At 65.4% G+C, this 14,902-nt stretch carries 14 protein-coding genes; 3 read left to right on the top strand and 11 right to left on the bottom strand.

The genetic code is table 11. The features are described 5' to 3' along the window. Positions 1-160 precede the first annotated feature (160 nt). The 8 genes from TSA1_RS24420 to rpsT form a co-directional block, all read right to left on the bottom strand. Positions 161-904, bottom strand: coding sequence for a peptidase associated/transthyretin-like domain-containing protein (locus TSA1_RS24420; RefSeq protein ID WP_100178559.1), 744 nt, complete (start codon positions 902-904; stop codon positions 161-163). A 30-nt stretch (positions 905-934) separates the two neighbouring features. Further along, entirely contained in the window at positions 935-3,091 is a 2,157-nt protein-coding gene (locus TSA1_RS24415) for a hypothetical protein (protein ID WP_100178558.1), read from the bottom strand. Positions 3,092-3,237: 146 nt separating this feature from the next. Then, positions 3,238-3,981: a hypothetical protein gene (locus TSA1_RS24410; RefSeq protein ID WP_100178557.1), complete on the bottom strand. Its 744-nt coding sequence runs from the start codon at positions 3,979-3,981 to the stop codon at positions 3,238-3,240. A 109-nt stretch (positions 3,982-4,090) separates the two neighbouring features. After that, positions 4,091-5,227, bottom strand: coding sequence for a DNA replication/repair protein RecF (gene recF, locus TSA1_RS24405; protein ID WP_100178556.1), 1,137 nt, complete (start codon positions 5,225-5,227; stop codon positions 4,091-4,093). A gap of 46 nt (positions 5,228-5,273) precedes the next feature. After that, complete coding sequence (locus TSA1_RS24400; protein ID WP_100178555.1) at positions 5,274-5,561, bottom strand: GIY-YIG nuclease family protein; 288 nt, start codon at positions 5,559-5,561, stop codon at positions 5,274-5,276. Between the two features lie 54 nt (positions 5,562-5,615). Next, positions 5,616-6,734: a DNA polymerase III subunit beta gene (gene dnaN, locus TSA1_RS24395; protein WP_100178554.1), complete on the bottom strand. Its 1,119-nt coding sequence runs from the start codon at positions 6,732-6,734 to the stop codon at positions 5,616-5,618. A 390-nt stretch (positions 6,735-7,124) separates the two neighbouring features. Beyond that, positions 7,125-8,534 (bottom strand): chromosomal replication initiator protein DnaA, encoded by a 1,410-nt coding sequence (dnaA, locus tag TSA1_RS24390; protein WP_100178553.1) that lies wholly within the window; start codon positions 8,532-8,534, stop codon positions 7,125-7,127. A gap of 1,243 nt (positions 8,535-9,777) precedes the next feature. Then, on the bottom strand, positions 9,778-10,044 hold the full coding sequence (rpsT, locus tag TSA1_RS24380) for a 30S ribosomal protein S20 (RefSeq protein ID WP_027563963.1): 267 nt from the start codon (positions 10,042-10,044) through the stop codon (positions 9,778-9,780). A 362-nt stretch (positions 10,045-10,406) separates the two neighbouring features. Here rpsT and TSA1_RS24375 point away from each other — a divergent pair, with 362 nt between their 5' ends. The 3 genes from TSA1_RS24375 to TSA1_RS24365 all read left to right on the top strand — a co-directional run bounded on the left by TSA1_RS24375 (position 10,407) and on the right by TSA1_RS24365 (position 12,583). After that, on the top strand, positions 10,407-10,724 hold the full coding sequence (locus TSA1_RS24375; RefSeq protein ID WP_097661488.1) for a hypothetical protein: 318 nt from the start codon (positions 10,407-10,409) through the stop codon (positions 10,722-10,724). A gap of 174 nt (positions 10,725-10,898) precedes the next feature. Further along, complete coding sequence (gene msrA / locus TSA1_RS24370; RefSeq protein ID WP_100178552.1) at positions 10,899-11,555, top strand: peptide-methionine (S)-S-oxide reductase MsrA; 657 nt, start codon at positions 10,899-10,901, stop codon at positions 11,553-11,555. Between the two features lie 278 nt (positions 11,556-11,833). After that, positions 11,834-12,583 (top strand): polysaccharide biosynthesis/export family protein, encoded by a 750-nt coding sequence (locus TSA1_RS24365; RefSeq protein ID WP_100178551.1) that lies wholly within the window; start codon positions 11,834-11,836, stop codon positions 12,581-12,583. A gap of 147 nt (positions 12,584-12,730) precedes the next feature. Here TSA1_RS24365 and TSA1_RS24360 read toward each other — a convergent pair whose 3' ends face one another. From TSA1_RS24360 to TSA1_RS24350, 3 genes are all read right to left on the bottom strand, one after another. Then, the gene (locus TSA1_RS24360; protein WP_100178550.1) at positions 12,731-13,405 is read right to left on the bottom strand and encodes a dienelactone hydrolase family protein; all 675 of its coding nucleotides are present in this window, start codon (positions 13,403-13,405) and stop codon (positions 12,731-12,733) included. A 163-nt stretch (positions 13,406-13,568) separates the two neighbouring features. Then, the gene (locus TSA1_RS24355; RefSeq protein ID WP_100178549.1) at positions 13,569-13,910 is read right to left on the bottom strand and encodes a hypothetical protein; all 342 of its coding nucleotides are present in this window, start codon (positions 13,908-13,910) and stop codon (positions 13,569-13,571) included. Between the two features lie 25 nt (positions 13,911-13,935). Then, on the bottom strand, positions 13,936-14,700 hold the full coding sequence (locus TSA1_RS24350; RefSeq protein WP_100178548.1) for an alpha/beta fold hydrolase: 765 nt from the start codon (positions 14,698-14,700) through the stop codon (positions 13,936-13,938). Between the last annotated feature and the right edge of the window lie 202 nt (positions 14,701-14,902).

Below are 14,902 nucleotides of genomic sequence, written 5' to 3'. Positions count from 1 at the left end.
GGGGTTTTTCGGCCGGTTTTCAAGGCGTTCGAAGGCCGATTCCGGGGCTCGCGAAAAGCCCGATTCGAGGCCCCTTTTTGGGCCGTCAAAGGCGTGGATTTTGCGGGGGCGCGGAGGCCTGTTCCGACGTGCCGTGGTGTCCCGGAACAGGCCGCCGGGGTCAGTAGATCTGATCCGGCTTCCTGTCGCCGTCACCCAACCGGAGGGACCATGTCTCGCCTGCGGCCACGGTGATGGTATCGGAGCGCAACGTATAACCCGACACGACCAGCTGGTAGGAATACGTGCCGGGCGGCAGATCCAGCGTTTGTGGGTGATTTTCGCCGCCCGCGATCTTGATGGTCTGATCGTTGATCGCGAGCGAAGCCACGTCGGGCGCAAGATAGCCGAAGATCAGCCGCGCTTGTCCTGGCATCGGCAGGAAGTCGGCCTTGGCCACGGCCTCCGTATTCCGCTGCACCAGGTCGACAATGGTCTCGTCCTTGGCACGGCCAAGCTTCAATGTTGCCGGGCCCTTCGGAGAGACGAAGGCGAGCTGCGCGTGATCGGCGGCAACAACAGTGCCATCAGGCTTTTCCTCCCAGCCGCGCTTTGCGAGCTCCGTGCGGTAGAAGGCGAGCACGGCACCGAGCTGGGCCGGCACATGGGCTTGGAGGCCGACCCGCAGCGGGATTTCGATGCCGGTCACACGGGTCGTGTTGGAGCTGGAGGAGCTGTGTTGCTTCGGTACTGGCATGTCGGCGTCGGGATCCGCCGGCGTGAGTGCAGCCGAAGTGCGCGGTGACAGATGCGGCATCCATCCGCCGGCACTCGTGGCGATCAGGCCGCCCCCGAGAAGGGCGAGACCGCACAGCGGCAGCAACCGGCGTGCCGGACCTCTCATCACGGGCTTCATCGTCGTCATGTTCGTTCTCGGCATCAGCGGGCCGGTAGATCAGTACATCTGCAACGGCAGCACTTCGCCGGTCGGACCCACCATCAGGCCCCAGGCGTCGCCTGCGGCCACGGTGAGGCTCTCGGTGTGGGCCGGGCGCCCGGGCATGCGCAGGGCGTACTGATACGTGCCCGGCGGCAGGTCGAGCATCGGGCCCTTCGGCGATTGCGGGCCGCCGGCGCCGGCTGCGATCTTCACCGTCTGCTTGTTGATCGTCAGCGAGGCGTCCTTCGCCCCGATATTGCCGAGCATCAGCCTGGCCTGGCCGGGCTTCGGCATGATGTCGGCCTTGGCAGCGGCATCCGGATTCTTCTGCGCCAGACTGACCGTGGTCTCGCCCTTGGCACGGCCGAGCTTGAGCACGGCCGGGCCTTGCGGCGAGGTGAAGTCGATCTGCGCGCGTTCGGCGGACACGGCGGCGCCGTCGGCCTTCTCCTGCCAGCCGAGCCTGGAAAGCTCGGCCCGGTAGAAGGCCAGGACATCGCCGAGCGGGGCCGGGATGCTGGCTGCCAGCTCGCGGCGGAACGGCATCTCGCTTCCCGGCATTTTGGTGGTGGAGAGCGACGTCGACGACCGCTGCGTCGGCACGGGGAGCTGGGATTCAGGGTCCGGCTTGAGCGGCTCGGAGGATTTCGCCTGCACTTCCTGCATTGCCGCCGGCTTGGCCGCCGCCATCACCAGGCCCGATCCGCTCGCGCTGACATTCACCTTTGGGCCCATCTGCATCACGGTCATCGAGATCGACTTGCCGCCCTTGGAAAATTCCATCAACGCCATGTTGGGCTGGTTGATGACGGAGGGCTGCTCCTTCCAGCCGACGGGCTTGAGCGATGCGCGATAGAACGCGGTGAGCGCCTTGACGCTCGAGGTGGAGGAGAATTCGAGATGGCCGCCGTCGCCTTCGAATCTCACGCCCTCGGCGGTCTCGGGCAGCGGCACCGGCGTCTTGCTGTCGGCAAGCGCGCTGAGCGGCGCATCGGACAGCGCGGCCGCCTGCACCTTTCGCCTCGCTTCGTCGGCGGCGATGACCTGCCTGGCCATCGCCTCGGCGTCCTTCATGAACTTCTCGTCCGCTTCCTTCTTCGCCTTGGCGCGGGCGGCGAGCGCGGATTCCTTCAGCTGCGCGGTCAGGCTGACCATGGTGAAGTCGTATTTTCGGCCGAGGCGCAGCAGGCCGGTTTCCTCGGCGTTGGAGATCTTTAGCGCGACGTCGTCGCCGGGGGCGAGCGGCGCGCTGCCATCTTCCTGCCAGCCGCGCGCGGCGAGCTCGCGATGGTAGAAGGCGAGCACGGCAGGCAGCTCGGCCATCGCGGCGGCGCTCATCTCGCGCTTGTTGGACGTCGCGCTGCCGAGGCCTCTCGCCGTCTTGGTCGGATTCGGCCGCGGCAGGCCGGCAACATCGCCATCGGCGCTGAGATCGACGGGCAGCACGAAGGGTGCGATCCGGATGTCGACATCGGTCCGGCCGTCGTCGCGGCGCGTCAAGGTCAGCATCACCGGCTTCTGCTTGTAGAACTGCGTCGTGTCGCCCTCGGGATGGTCGTAGAAGGCGCGCACGCCGTTCGGAACGGTCTCGTCGAGGGCTGCCGTCGTCCAGCGCGCCGCCGTTTCAGCCGTGAGCTTGCGCCAGCCGATCGCCTCCATCTGGCTGGTGTAGAACGCCGACGTGGCATCGAGCGCGCCGGGTGCGATGCAGCCGAGATAGGGCCTGGTGCCGTCGAACACGAGGTCGCTCGCGCCGTCGGGGAACGGTACGTTCGAATAGATTCGGTCGGTCGTGTAATACACCACGGACTGATCGGGCCGGCCGAGCGCCTGCGTGAAGTGAACGGAAAGGCCCTGCCGTCCCTTCTTGAATTTCAGCGTGGTGCTCTTCTCCTCCAGCGGCAGCACATAGGGCACCCAGCCCTCGGCGATCAGGAGCTTTCGTACCGCCTGCAACGTCACGGCTTGCGGCGTCGGCACGCGATATTCGACGCGGTAGGGATCGGGGCGCGAGGTGTCCTCCACCGCGCCCTCGAGCTGCGGCAGCGCGTGGACGTCGACGATACCCGCGTCGGCGGCGGCCGCGACCGAGCAGCTCGCCACCAGGAAGAGGCCGCATGCAAGCAGTCGCCATCGTGCCGGGACCTGCGTCCCGCGCGTCATCCTCGACATCGTCACTTCTCCAGGGGCGTGGCGCGGCGCATCGGCTCGCGCGCAATTGCAGGCCGCGACACCGTCGTCGCGGCTTATGACCAGAAGTCGCGGCAGGAACCCGTGAGGTTCAAAGATCGCGCAAGGCTTGGGAGGGCTGCGAAGGCTCAGTAAAGCTGCAGCGGTGGCCAGGCCTCGCCGTCACGCCCGACCGTGACCTCCCAGGCATCGCCGGCCGCAACGGTCAGGGTCTTCGTGGTGGCTGAACGCTCGGGCACGCGCAGCTCGTAGGAATATTTGCCGGGCGCCAGATCCAGCGACACCGCGTGCGTGCCGGCGGCGCGCGTGACGGTCCGCGCATCGATCGTGAGCACGGCGTCGGTCCCGCTGATATTGCTGAACACCAGCTTTGCCCGACCGGGCTCGGGCAGGACGTTCGCCCGGGCCGCCGCATCGGCATTCTTCTGCACGAGATGAATCGCGGTGCCGCCGTCCTTGCGGGCGAGCTCCAGTGCGGCCGGTCCCAGCGGGGAGGCGAAGGCGAGCTGGACGTGATCGGCCGCCGTCTCGGCGCCCTCGGGTCTCTCCTGCCAGCCGAGCTTACCGAGCTCGGAGCGATAGAAGGTGAGGACGTCGCCGAGCTCGGCAGGCACGCGGGCTTCGAGCCGCGTCCGCAGCGGGGTTTCGACGCCGGGCATCACGGTGGTGTGGATGCCGCGGTAGCTGAAGCTGGTCGGCGCGGGCAGCTTGGCATCCGGGTCCAGCGTGAGTGTGGCCGAGAACAGCGGCGGCAGATTGGACACGAAGGCGCCGGCGCTCGCAGCGAGCAGGCAACTTGCGAGGAGCGCAAGGCCACACGCAAACAACTGCCATCGTGCCGGAGCTTGCGCTCCATGCCTCATCGTCGTCATGCCAATGCTCCAAGAACAGCGCGGGTGTCCGAGATGGTCGCGCGATGGCCGCGTGTTGCGGCCTCAAGCAGCTAGTCGCTGACGGAAACGGGCGGGTTCAATGCCGCCTCTAGCGCCGGGCGGAGACTCGTCCGCTCTCGACGTCAAACACCTCGCCTCCCGCGCCGATCTCGGCGAAGGCAGCCGGGTCGGCACCGGTCAGCCAGACCTGCGCGCCGAGCTTCTTCAACTCGTCGAACAGCGCCGCGCGCCTGCTGGGGTCGAGATGCGCCACGACTTCGTCGAGCAGCAGCAGCGGCACGATGCCGGTCATCTCGGCGACCAGGCTCGCATGCGCCAGTACGAGGCCGATCAGAAGAGCTTTCTGCTCGCCGGTCGAGGCATCCCGCGCCGGCATGCTTTTCGGCGCATAGATCACCTGGAGATCGGTGAGATGCGGACCGTCGGTGGTGCGGCCGGCAATGGCATCGCGTGGACGGTTGTCGCGCAGGATCTGGCGGTAGCGGTCCTCGACCGACGTCGCCGTCTCGGTCAGCAGCGCGTTCTCCATCCAGCCGTCGAGCGCGATTCGAGCCGACGGAAATGCGGAGGCTTGCGCGCGCGCGTTGAGCATGCCGGTCAGGCGCGCCGCGGTCTGGCCGCGCGTTGCCGCCACCGCGACCGCAAGCTCGGCGGTCTCGCGCTCGATTGCGTCGCACCAATGGTCGTCGTAATTGCGCGTCTCGAGCAGGCGGTTGCGCGAGCGCAGCGAACGTTCCAGCGCATTGATGCGGCCGGAATGCTCGCTGTCGATGGCGAGCACCAGGCGGTCGAAGAAGCGCCGGCGTTCGGAGGCAGCCCCCATGAACAGCCCGTCCATCGCCGGCGTCAGCCAGACCATGCGAATGTGGTCGCCGAAGGCGCTCGCCGAACCCACCGGCTCGCGGTCGATGCGGCAGCGTCGGGTTACGGCGCTATCTGCGCGCGGCGGCTCGATGCCGGTGCCGAGCGTCGCCAGCCCCAGCGCGCCCTCGACCTGCGCCGACACCGCCCAGGAGCCGTCGCCCTGGTTGTCGGCGACGTCCTCCAGCGTGGCGCGCCGCAAGCCGCGCCCGGGTGAAAGAAACGAGATCGCCTCGATGCAATTGGTCTTGCCCGCGCCATTCGCCCCGACCAGCGCCACCAGGTCAGCCGCCGTCTCGAGCCCCCCCGCCCGATAATTGCGAAAATGCGTCAGCGTCAGGCGATGAATGCGGGAGGGGGTCATTTCTGCTCGTCATTGCCGGGCTTGACCCGGCAATCCATCGCCCGCGTCAGCGGGCTATCTCATCATATAGGTCTTGCCACGCGGGATTGCTCTTCACGATCAGATCGATCTTCCACTCGCGTGACCAGTGCTTCATGTTCTTTTCGCGCTGCAGGGCAGTCGCGATCGTGTCGTGCGCCTCGAAATAGACCAGGGTCTTCACCCCGTAACGTTTGGTGAAGCCATCTGCCAGGCCTTCGCGATGCTCGTAGACGCGTCGGATCAAATTATTGGTGACGCCGATGTAAAGTGTTCCACCGGGCTTGCTAGCGAGGATGTACACCCAATAGGTCATCTTGTTTGATGGATGGCCGGGTCAAGCCCGGCCATGACGAGAGGGAAAATACCCTCACACCCGCATCGGCATCAGCACGTACAGCGCGCTCTTGTCGTCGCGGTCCTGCACCAGGGTCGGCGAGCCGGGATCGGCGAGCTTGAGCGTTGCGACGTCGCCTTCGATCTGGGCGGCGATGTCGAGCAGGTAGCGGGAGTTGAAGCCGATATCGAGGGCGTCGGAGGCGTATTCGACCTCAAGCTCTTCGGTCGCGCTGCCGGAATCCGGGTTGGTCACCGACAGCACCAGCTTGCCCGGCGACAGCGACAGCTTCACCGCCCGCCCGCGCTCGCTCGAAATCGTCGACACGCGGTCGACCGCGTTCTCGAAGTCCTTCTTGTCGACGATGAGCTCCTTGTCGTTGCCTTGCGGAATGACGCGGCCGTAATCGGGGAAGGTGCCGTCGATCAGTTTCGAGGTCAGCACGACGTTGCCGATGGTGAAGCGGATCTTGGCCTGTGACAGCTCGATCGTCATCTCGGCGTCGGTGTCCTCGATCAGGCGCTGCACCTCGCCGACGGTCTTGCGCGGCACGATCACGCCGGGCATGCCCTCGGCGCCCTTGGGCTGCACGAGATCGAGCTGGGCGAGGCGGTGGCCGTCGGTGGCGACGCCGCGCAAGGTCGCGGCTTTCGCGGTGCCGGCCGCGTGCAGATAAATGCCGTTGAGGTAATAGCGCGTCTCTTCGGTCGAGATCGCGAACTGGGTGCGGTCGATCAGCCGCTTGACGTCCTTGGCGGCGAGCGAGAAGGAATGCGACATGTCGCCGGCGGCCAGATCGGGGAAATCATTCTCGGGGAGCGTCTGCAGCGTGAAGCGCGAGCGGCCGGCGCGGATCGCCAGCACGGCACGGTCGCCGTCGGCCTCCAGCACGATCTGCGAACCATCCGGCAGCTTGCGCACGATGTCGTAGAACATGTGTGCCGGCACGGTGGTGGAACCCGCGGTCGCGGTTTCCGCCGGAAGCGTTTCCGTCACCTCGAGGTCGAGGTCGGTCGCCTTCAGCGACAATTTGGCGTTCTCGGCGCGGACCAGCACGTTGCCGAGGATCGGGATCGTGTTGCGGCGCTCGACCACGCGGTGGACATGGCCCAGTGACTTCAGGAGTTGCGCGCGTTCGACCGTAACCTTCATTGCACTACTCGCCCGATCCCCAGGAAAACATCATGTTGAAGAAGCCGGGCGGCCGAAAAGCCCGCCGCGGCACCGATGACCCCCGGTAGGCCCGGATCATCCAACCGATATGACCAAAGCCGTCAGGGTCGCGCAAGGTGGCGCGGAAAGCCATCCAATTCAAGGGATTGGGAGGCAGTTCCCCACGATTTACAGGCAGAACACCACCCGTCGCCCAGACAGAGGTGCGCTCCCTCGCCCCGTTCTTACGGGGAGAGGGTTGGGGTGAGGGGCCTCTCTCCGCGGGGGAGCCTGTCGATGGACCTGTACCCCCTCACCCGGAATCCGCGCTGCGCGCGCATTCCGACCTCTCCCCGCAGGCGGGGAGAGGTGAAGAGAAGAAATAGGCGTTTATTCCTGAAGCTGGCGCTTCAGCGACTCCACTTCCTCCGACAAGGCGGTGTCCTTGGAGACCAGGGCCTCGATCTTGCGCACGGCGTGGAGCACCGTGGTGTGGTCGCGTCCGCCGAAGCGGCGGCCGATCTCGGGCAGCGAGCGCAGGGTCAGCGTCTTGGCGAGATACATCGCCACCTGGCGCGGGCGCACCACATTGGCGGTGCGGCGCGACGACAGCAGGTCGGAGCGGCTGACGTTGTACTGCCGCGCCACCACGCGCTGGATGTCCTCGATCTTGATCCGCTTCGGCTCCTGCGGCCGGATCAGGTCGCGCACCTCGTGCTCGGCCATCTCCAGCGTAACAGGACGATTGTTGAGCTTGGAGTGCGCCAGGAGCCGGTTGATCGCGCCTTCGAGATCCCTGCCATTATGCGTGATGGCGCGGGCCAGATAGGTCAGTACCTCCTCGGGCACCTCGAAGGTCGCATGATGGGCGCGGGCGGCCGCGACGCGCGACTTGAGAATGCCGTGGCGCAGCTCTTCCCCAAGCGAGCCCATCTCGACCACGAGACCGCCGGCAAGACGCGAGCGGACGCGGTCGTCGAGGCTTTCGAGATCCGACGGCGGACGGTCGGCCGCGATCACGACCTGGCGGCCGGCGTCGATCAGCGCGTTCAGCGTATGACAGAACTCGGCCTGGGTCGACTTGCCCTGCAGGAACTGGAGATCGTCGATGACCAGCACGTCGATGCCGCGCAGTGCTTCCTTGAAGGCCAGCGCCGTCTGCGTCTTCAGCGCGGCGACGAAGCCGTACATGAATTTTTCTGCCGTGAGATACAGCACTTTGCGCTCGTTGCCGGAATTGCCGGCCCAGGTCACGGCCTGGAGCAGGTGAGTCTTGCCGAGGCCGACGCCGGCATGGATGTAGAGCGGGTTGAACATCACGGGGTCGCCGCGGCGACCTTCCGCGACCTGGCGCGCAGCCGCATGGGCCAGCGTGTTGGAGCGGCCGACGACGAAGCTCGCGAAGGTCAGGCGCGGATCGAGCGGCGAGCCGCCGAGCGCGTCATGATTGGCCGAGACCGGCGCGGTCGCGGTCGAGCGCAGCTCGGGCGCAGGCGTGCGGCGCGTCTCGACCGGCGCGGGGGCTTCCTTCGGCTGCACCACCGGGCGCACCGCGGAGCGAACGGTGAGGTCGATACGATGCACTTCCGGCATCTCGGCCTGCCAGCACGACAGCACGCGCTCGGCATAATGAGCCTGAATCCAGCTCTTCAGAAAGCGCGTGGGCACCGAGAGCCGCACGCTCTCGTCCTGCACGCCTTCCAGATCCATGCGGGCAAACCAGCTGGTATAAACGTCTTCGCCGACGCTCGAGCGCAGCCGACCCTTCACGCGTGACCAGCGATCCTGTTCCATTGTCATCGTCAGAAAACTTTTCTTGAGAGATAAGGTTGCGTGGTGAGCGCCATGCAGAGTCACCTGCCATGGCGCGACCTCAAGCGAGTCCAGCATCAGACATGGCTCGGCCGCTCGGCGGATACGCCGCGGTCAGATCAGCGATGTCGAAGATGGAGAGTTCGCGAGGTCAGCGCGTACTCGACGCGCCGTCACACGTCGGAGGCTGAACGCAGGACGGATCGGAGACGGCATCGTTGAACGATGGAACTTGTGTCAATACCGCGTTGAATCCGTAGGACATGATACCTCCCCGTCCCGCCGTGATCGCTCACGGCAAGGTCCTGCGTGTGAAAGACAACCGCCCCTGAAACGCTTCAGTCGCAGATGTCCTGCCCGTCTGTACTAGTCGTCCGCTCGGCTTCGCCGCCTTGCGTGCCGGGGTAGCTTTGCGATGTCTCTCATGCGCGCCAGGCGCGAGGCGGGAAGATCCCGCTTGGAGACATTCAGACAAAGAACTACCATTCCCATGCTGCTATGGGTTTTGGATCCGACATCGCTTTTTGAAGCGTCGCCTACGTGCACACCGCCGCCGATTTGCACGCTCGCCCCGTTTCCTAAACCGCGCTGGTCTGAAGATCGTGGGCGCCGCTGACGACTTAAGGAATACACTAAGCGGAAAGACTCGCAACGAATTGATTCACACTTGAGCCACCAAAAAAACTTGACCTCGGTTAATGCCGCGCGCGACTTGTGCACAGGCTTTGGAGCAAGTTTTTGGATTCGTGCACAGAATCGAAAATGCCGCGCCTCATGTGACAATTCTCCGCCGCCGCCAATTTTTTTTACAAATTTGTCACGCGTTCGACGCGTGGGGCGATTTTTCCAAATGCTTGCGGTCGCTATGTCGATAAGTGATTAGCGAGACATCGTTTTTTGAGTCTCGTTTCACAGGGTAACTCCACCGCGAGATGCGTTCCGGTGAATCTACGGTGTGCAGAACTCTCGCGCGCGCGAATTCAACTTACGCCCGCAGCACAAGGGTTTTCGCAACGCAGAAAGTTTCCGCTGTTGCACGGCATCGGCAGGTAGAACTACGGAACGAAGAATAGCGCAGGCGGTGCGAACCTTCCAATCGAAGATTGATCGCGACGTGACCGCTTGCGTGAATATGACGGCAACAAAAAAGCCCGGCGCGATGCCGGGCTGTTTGACGCGTGTGATGTTCGATCGATCAGCCGACCGATTGGTCCGCGGTTGCTCGAGCCAGTTACTTGGCGAGCTTGGCGATCTGCGCGGTGAGACGCGAGACTTTGCGGCTGGCGTTGTTCTTGTGAATGATGTTGCGCTGCGCGGCACGCATCAAGGCGGGCTCGGCATTCGCCAGCGCCTTCACGGCAGCGGCGCGATCGCCGGTCGCGATGGCTTCCTCGACGGTGCGCACGGCGCCACGCATCTGGGTGCGGCGCGACTTGTTGACGGCGGTGCGGCGGGCGATCTTGCGCGTCGCTTTCTTGGCGGAAGTGGTATTGGCCATGGTCTCAATGTCCTTTGCGGGGTCCGGTCGCGTCTTGGTCGGGTAGCGCCGGCTTGCTTGACCGCGGAATCGACGCTCGGATTTAGGGTGTTCGGTTGCTGGCCGTCCCCGGAACATGAGGCTTCAAAAAGCCTGCAACTGCTCAAAGAACAGCGGCGGCAGGATTGCGCCCGCCGCCAGTTGGCGCCCTTATAGAGAGGGTCTTGGGCACCGTCAACGCTTTCCGGGCTGGAAAAGCGGGCCCGGGGCGCTCCAGGGGGCACCGTAACGCCCTGAAGAGGTTGAATTTCTGCCGTCGCCCGGCTATTGGCTGGCGGCGTTTTGTCTAGGTCCTCCGATCGGACGACCATATAAGGTGAGGCATGATCCGCGGCTTTTTCCGACTGATTGGGCTGTTGCTGCTCGCCGGCGGGTTCATCTTCATGGTCTATGACGGCGCCCGCTGGGTGGCCGACCAGACCCTGCGGTTCACCCGGTTCGGCCAGTTCTGGAACGACGTCAATCAGGCCAGCCAGTCCGCCTTCCGCACCTGGGTCGAGGCCAAGGCGCCCTGGCTCTGGACCTCGGTGATCCGCCTGTTGCTGGATCAGCCGGTCTTTGCCGTCCTCGGCATTCTCGGCATCGTGCTGATGCTCCTGTTCCGCCCGCGGAAACCGCTGATCGGCTATTCCCGGGATTGACCTTCCAATTCCCGCCGGGATTGAGCTTTCAATTCCCGCCGGGATTGAGCGCTGCAAGGCGCGACGTAACAACGCTGCTCCCGCCCGCGTAAACACCTATATTCCCACCTCATCGCGAGCACGGCGCCCGAGCATCTGGCTCGCGCGACGGACAGCTCGTTTCGGAGACCCATCATGCTGTTCATGCGCAAGACCACCGCATTGCCGAGCGCAGCTGAAGCGCTGCCCGGCCGCGCACAAGCCATTCCGACCGCCACCACCCATTTCGTCAACGGCAGCAAGCTCAAGCCGCCTTATCCCGCCGGCCTCGAAGAGGCCGTGTTCGGGCTCGGCTGCTTCTGGGGCGCCGAGCGCAAATTCTGGCAGCTCGGCGATGGCATTTACACCACCGCTGTCGGCTATGCCGGCGGTCACACGCCGAACCCGACGTATGAAGAGACGTGCTCGGGCCGCACCGGCCACACCGAAGTGGTGCTGGTCGTGTTCGATCCGGGCAAGATCTCTTACGCGACGCTGTTGAAGACGTTCTGGGAGAGCCACAACCCGACGCAGGGCATGCGTCAGGGCAACGATGTCGGCACGCAGTACCGCAGCGCGATCTACACCACTTCCGATGCGCAGAGGAAAGCGGCCGACGAGTCGAAAGCGCTCTATCAGAAGGCGCTCGCAGCCAGGGGCCTCGGTGCCATCACCACCGAGATCGCGCCGGCAGGCGAATTCTATTTCGCCGAGGACTATCATCAGCAATATCTGGCGAAGAACCCCGCCGGCTATTGCGGGCTCGGCGGCACCGGCGTGTCCTGCCCGATCGGCGTCGGTGTGAGCGCGTAAGTCGCAAACTTATCGCGCCGCGCGTGTTTCTTACCCTCCCCTGGAGGGGGAGGGTCGGCACGCGTTCGAGCGAAGCGAGATTGCGTGACGGGGTGGGGTGATCTCTCCACTCGGGCACTGTTCGTTGCCGCGAGACTGTCACCCCACCCCGCTCGCGCTACGCGCGATCGACCCTCCCCCTCCAGGGGAGGGTGCTACCGTCACCGGTGTCCGCTCAACGCTTTATTAACCATAAGTGGTGCATCACTGGAGCCATCTCGTTTCGAGGGATAGGTCCGGTGCCAGTTGCACGCGCGTTTCGATCGTCGATCTCGGCAGTGGCCTTGGCAGCGTCCGCCGCGCTGACCCTTGGCGGCTGCATGCAGACCGCTGGCCCCGTCGCGGTGATGCAGCCCCGCGCCGATCTCGACTCCATGGCCTATGGCCAGCCCTACGGCGCTCCGCAGCCGGTCGTCGTTGCCAACAACGGCGGCGGCGCCATCGCGGCGCTCAGCAATTCCTTTGCCGCTTCGCCCGCACCCATGCCGGTCGGCTACGCCGCGCCGATGGCGGCGCCGGTGCGTTACGACGCCTCCTACCATCTCGATGCCGGCGACAAGCTGCGCGTCGTGGTCTACGGCCAGGAGGGTCTCACCAACAGCTACGCCATCGATGCCGGCGGCTCCATCACCATGCCGCTGATCGGCGCGGTGCCGGCGCGTGGCCGCACCACGGCGGGCCTGGCCGGCGAGATCGCCGCGCGCCTGCGCAACGGCTACATCCGCGAGCCCTCGGTCGCCGTGGAGATCGAGTCCTACCGCCCGTTCTTCATTCTCGGCGAAGTCACCGCGCCCGGCCAATATCCCTACGTGCCGAACATGACGGTCGAAAGCGCGGTCGCGATCGCCGGCGGCTTCTCGCCCCGCGCCAAGCGCGACGTCGTCACCGTCACGCACACCGAGAACGGCGGCTCCATGCGCGCCGTGGTGCCGCTCGGCACCCCCTTGAACCCCGGCGACACCGTGTTCGTCGGCGAGCGCTGGTTCTAGGCTTCAGCCCGACCCTCCTCTCGTCATTCCGGGGCGCGCGTAGCGCGAGCCCGGAATCCATCGCACCACAAATTCTGCGGCCCGATGGATTCCGGGCCTGCACCGCTGCGCGGCGCATCCCGGAATGACGGAGGAAAGAACTGCGCGCTACTTCGTCAAATGCTTCGCGAAAAATTCCATGCTGCGCGGCCAGGCGATGTCGGCGCTGGTCTTGTCGTAGCTGGCGCGCTCGTCGCAATGGAAGCCGTGCTGGGCGCCGGGATAGACGAAGACGGCGACATCCGGCCGCTTCGACTTGATGGTCTCGACGTCGGTCAGGGGAATGCCCGCATCCTTCTCGCCGAAATGCAATTGCGTCGGCACCTTCGGCGTCTCGTCGGCAAAGCGCACGACCGCGCCGCCGTAATAGCCGATCGCGGCCTTCAGGCCGGTCAATCGCGTCGCCGCGACGAAGGCGATGCTGCCCCCCAAGCAAAAGCCGATGATGCCGACCGGGCCTACGCTCTTCACGGCGTCGATCGCGGCCTGGGCGTCGCGCAGCATCGCGGCCCAATCGGGGTTGGCGACGAACTTGCGCGCCTCGGCGATCTCGTCGGGCGTATAGCCGGACTGGAAGTTCGGCGCGGTGCGGTCGAAGATCGACGGCGCGATCGCGACGTAGCCTTCCCCGGCGAGGCGGTCGCAGACCGAACGGATGTGGTGATTGACGCCAAAGATCTCCTGGATCACCACCACCGCGCCCTTCGGCGTTCCTGAGGGATCGGCGCGATAGGCGCCAAGCTGGAAATTGTCGGACGCCGTCAGTTTGATGTCTTGTCCCACGCGGGTTGTCCTTCTTGGTTGGTACGGAACTCAGTGTCTCCCCTCATCCTGAGGAGCGCGCTCCTCGCGCGCGTCTCGAAGGATGAAAGGCCCGTGACGTGGCAGCGGGGCCTGCATGGTTCGAGACGGCGCTTCGCGCCTCCTCACCATGAGGAGATAGATTTCACTCCCACATCCAGTTCTCGCCGTAATCCTCCTTCCATCCCGCCAGCCGCCCATGACGGAATTGCAGGAACAGGCGGTGGCGGGTGGGGATCAGTCCGCTGCCGCCGATGTTGCGCAGCGCGAGGTAGATCTCGTTGCCGGGGCGGCCCCGCACATATTGCAGCGGTTGCCGCAGGGCGCGGGCGGTCTGGTCGGCATCCATGCCGAAGGCGAGCGGTATGTTGTTCGACAGGGTCGCGACGAAAGGCTGGCGCGGCGGCACCGCGCCGAACGGTTCGGCCTGTGCCGCCGATGACAGCAGCGAGGCCATTGCGCCCATCGCAAATATCGCTCGCATCATGGTCCTGCGTCCCTGATTGCCCGTCCTACGCCGGCAAGTTCTTCAGGAAAGGCTCGACGGCGTCAACAAAAGCCTGGGGCTGATCGATGTTGACGGCGTGACCGGCGGCGGGGATCACGACCTTTTGTGCGCCGGGGATTTTTGCCGCCATGTAGTCGGACGCGGCGAGGAACGGGGTGTCGTCGGCGCCGACCACGATCAGCGAGGGCACCTTGATGTCGGGGAGCAGCTCGATCACGCGGGCGTCGCGCTGGGTCAGCATGCCGCGTGCGGCCAGCGCCAGACCCCTGGCGTCGCGATGGCTGGCGGTGGCGCGCTCGCGCGTCGCCGATTTCAGCACGTCGAGGCCCTCGCGATCGAGCCTGTCGGCGGTGGCGAGCGCCCGCGCGTTCCAGGCCTCGCGCGCGTCGTCCTTCTTGAAGCCCGGGCCGGTGTCGACGATCAGCAGCGCGCGGGCGCGCTCTGGATGGACGCGGTAGAACGCGAGCGACATGTAACCGCCGAGCGACAGCCCGCCGATGACGGCGCGCTTCGCGCCGACCGCATCGAGGATCGCCGCGATGTCGCCGACCGTGAGCGCTTCGCTATAGGCTTTGGGGTCATCTGGATAGTCGGACTGGCCATGGCCGCGCATGTCCCACAGGATCAGCGTGTGATCCTTCGAGAGCGCATCGACCTGCCCATGCCACATCGCCGACGTCGAGGAATAGCCGTGTGTGAGCAGCAGCGGCGGCCCGTTGCCGTGAACCTCGTAGTGGATGTTGACGCCGTCCCGATTAATCCTTGGCATAGTCTTCGCCCCTTCTTTCTGTTCTAGCCGCAGGGACGGTCCACCCTCTCCCCTTGCGGGAGAGGGTGGCTTCGCGAAGCGAAGCCGGGTGAGGGGTATCTATCCTCACAAACAGTGTTGCGAGTGGAGAGAACCCCTCATCCGGCGCTTCGCGCCACCTTCTCCCACAAGGGGAGAAGGGGCGCCCGCGGTGACGTTTGCA

Source organism: Bradyrhizobium nitroreducens, from assembly GCF_002776695.1.
Classification (GTDB): Bacteria; Pseudomonadota; Alphaproteobacteria; order Rhizobiales; family Xanthobacteraceae; genus Bradyrhizobium; species Bradyrhizobium nitroreducens.
The sequence above is the reverse complement of the archived record's forward strand: the minus strand, read 5'-3'. Positions and strand labels throughout refer to the sequence as shown.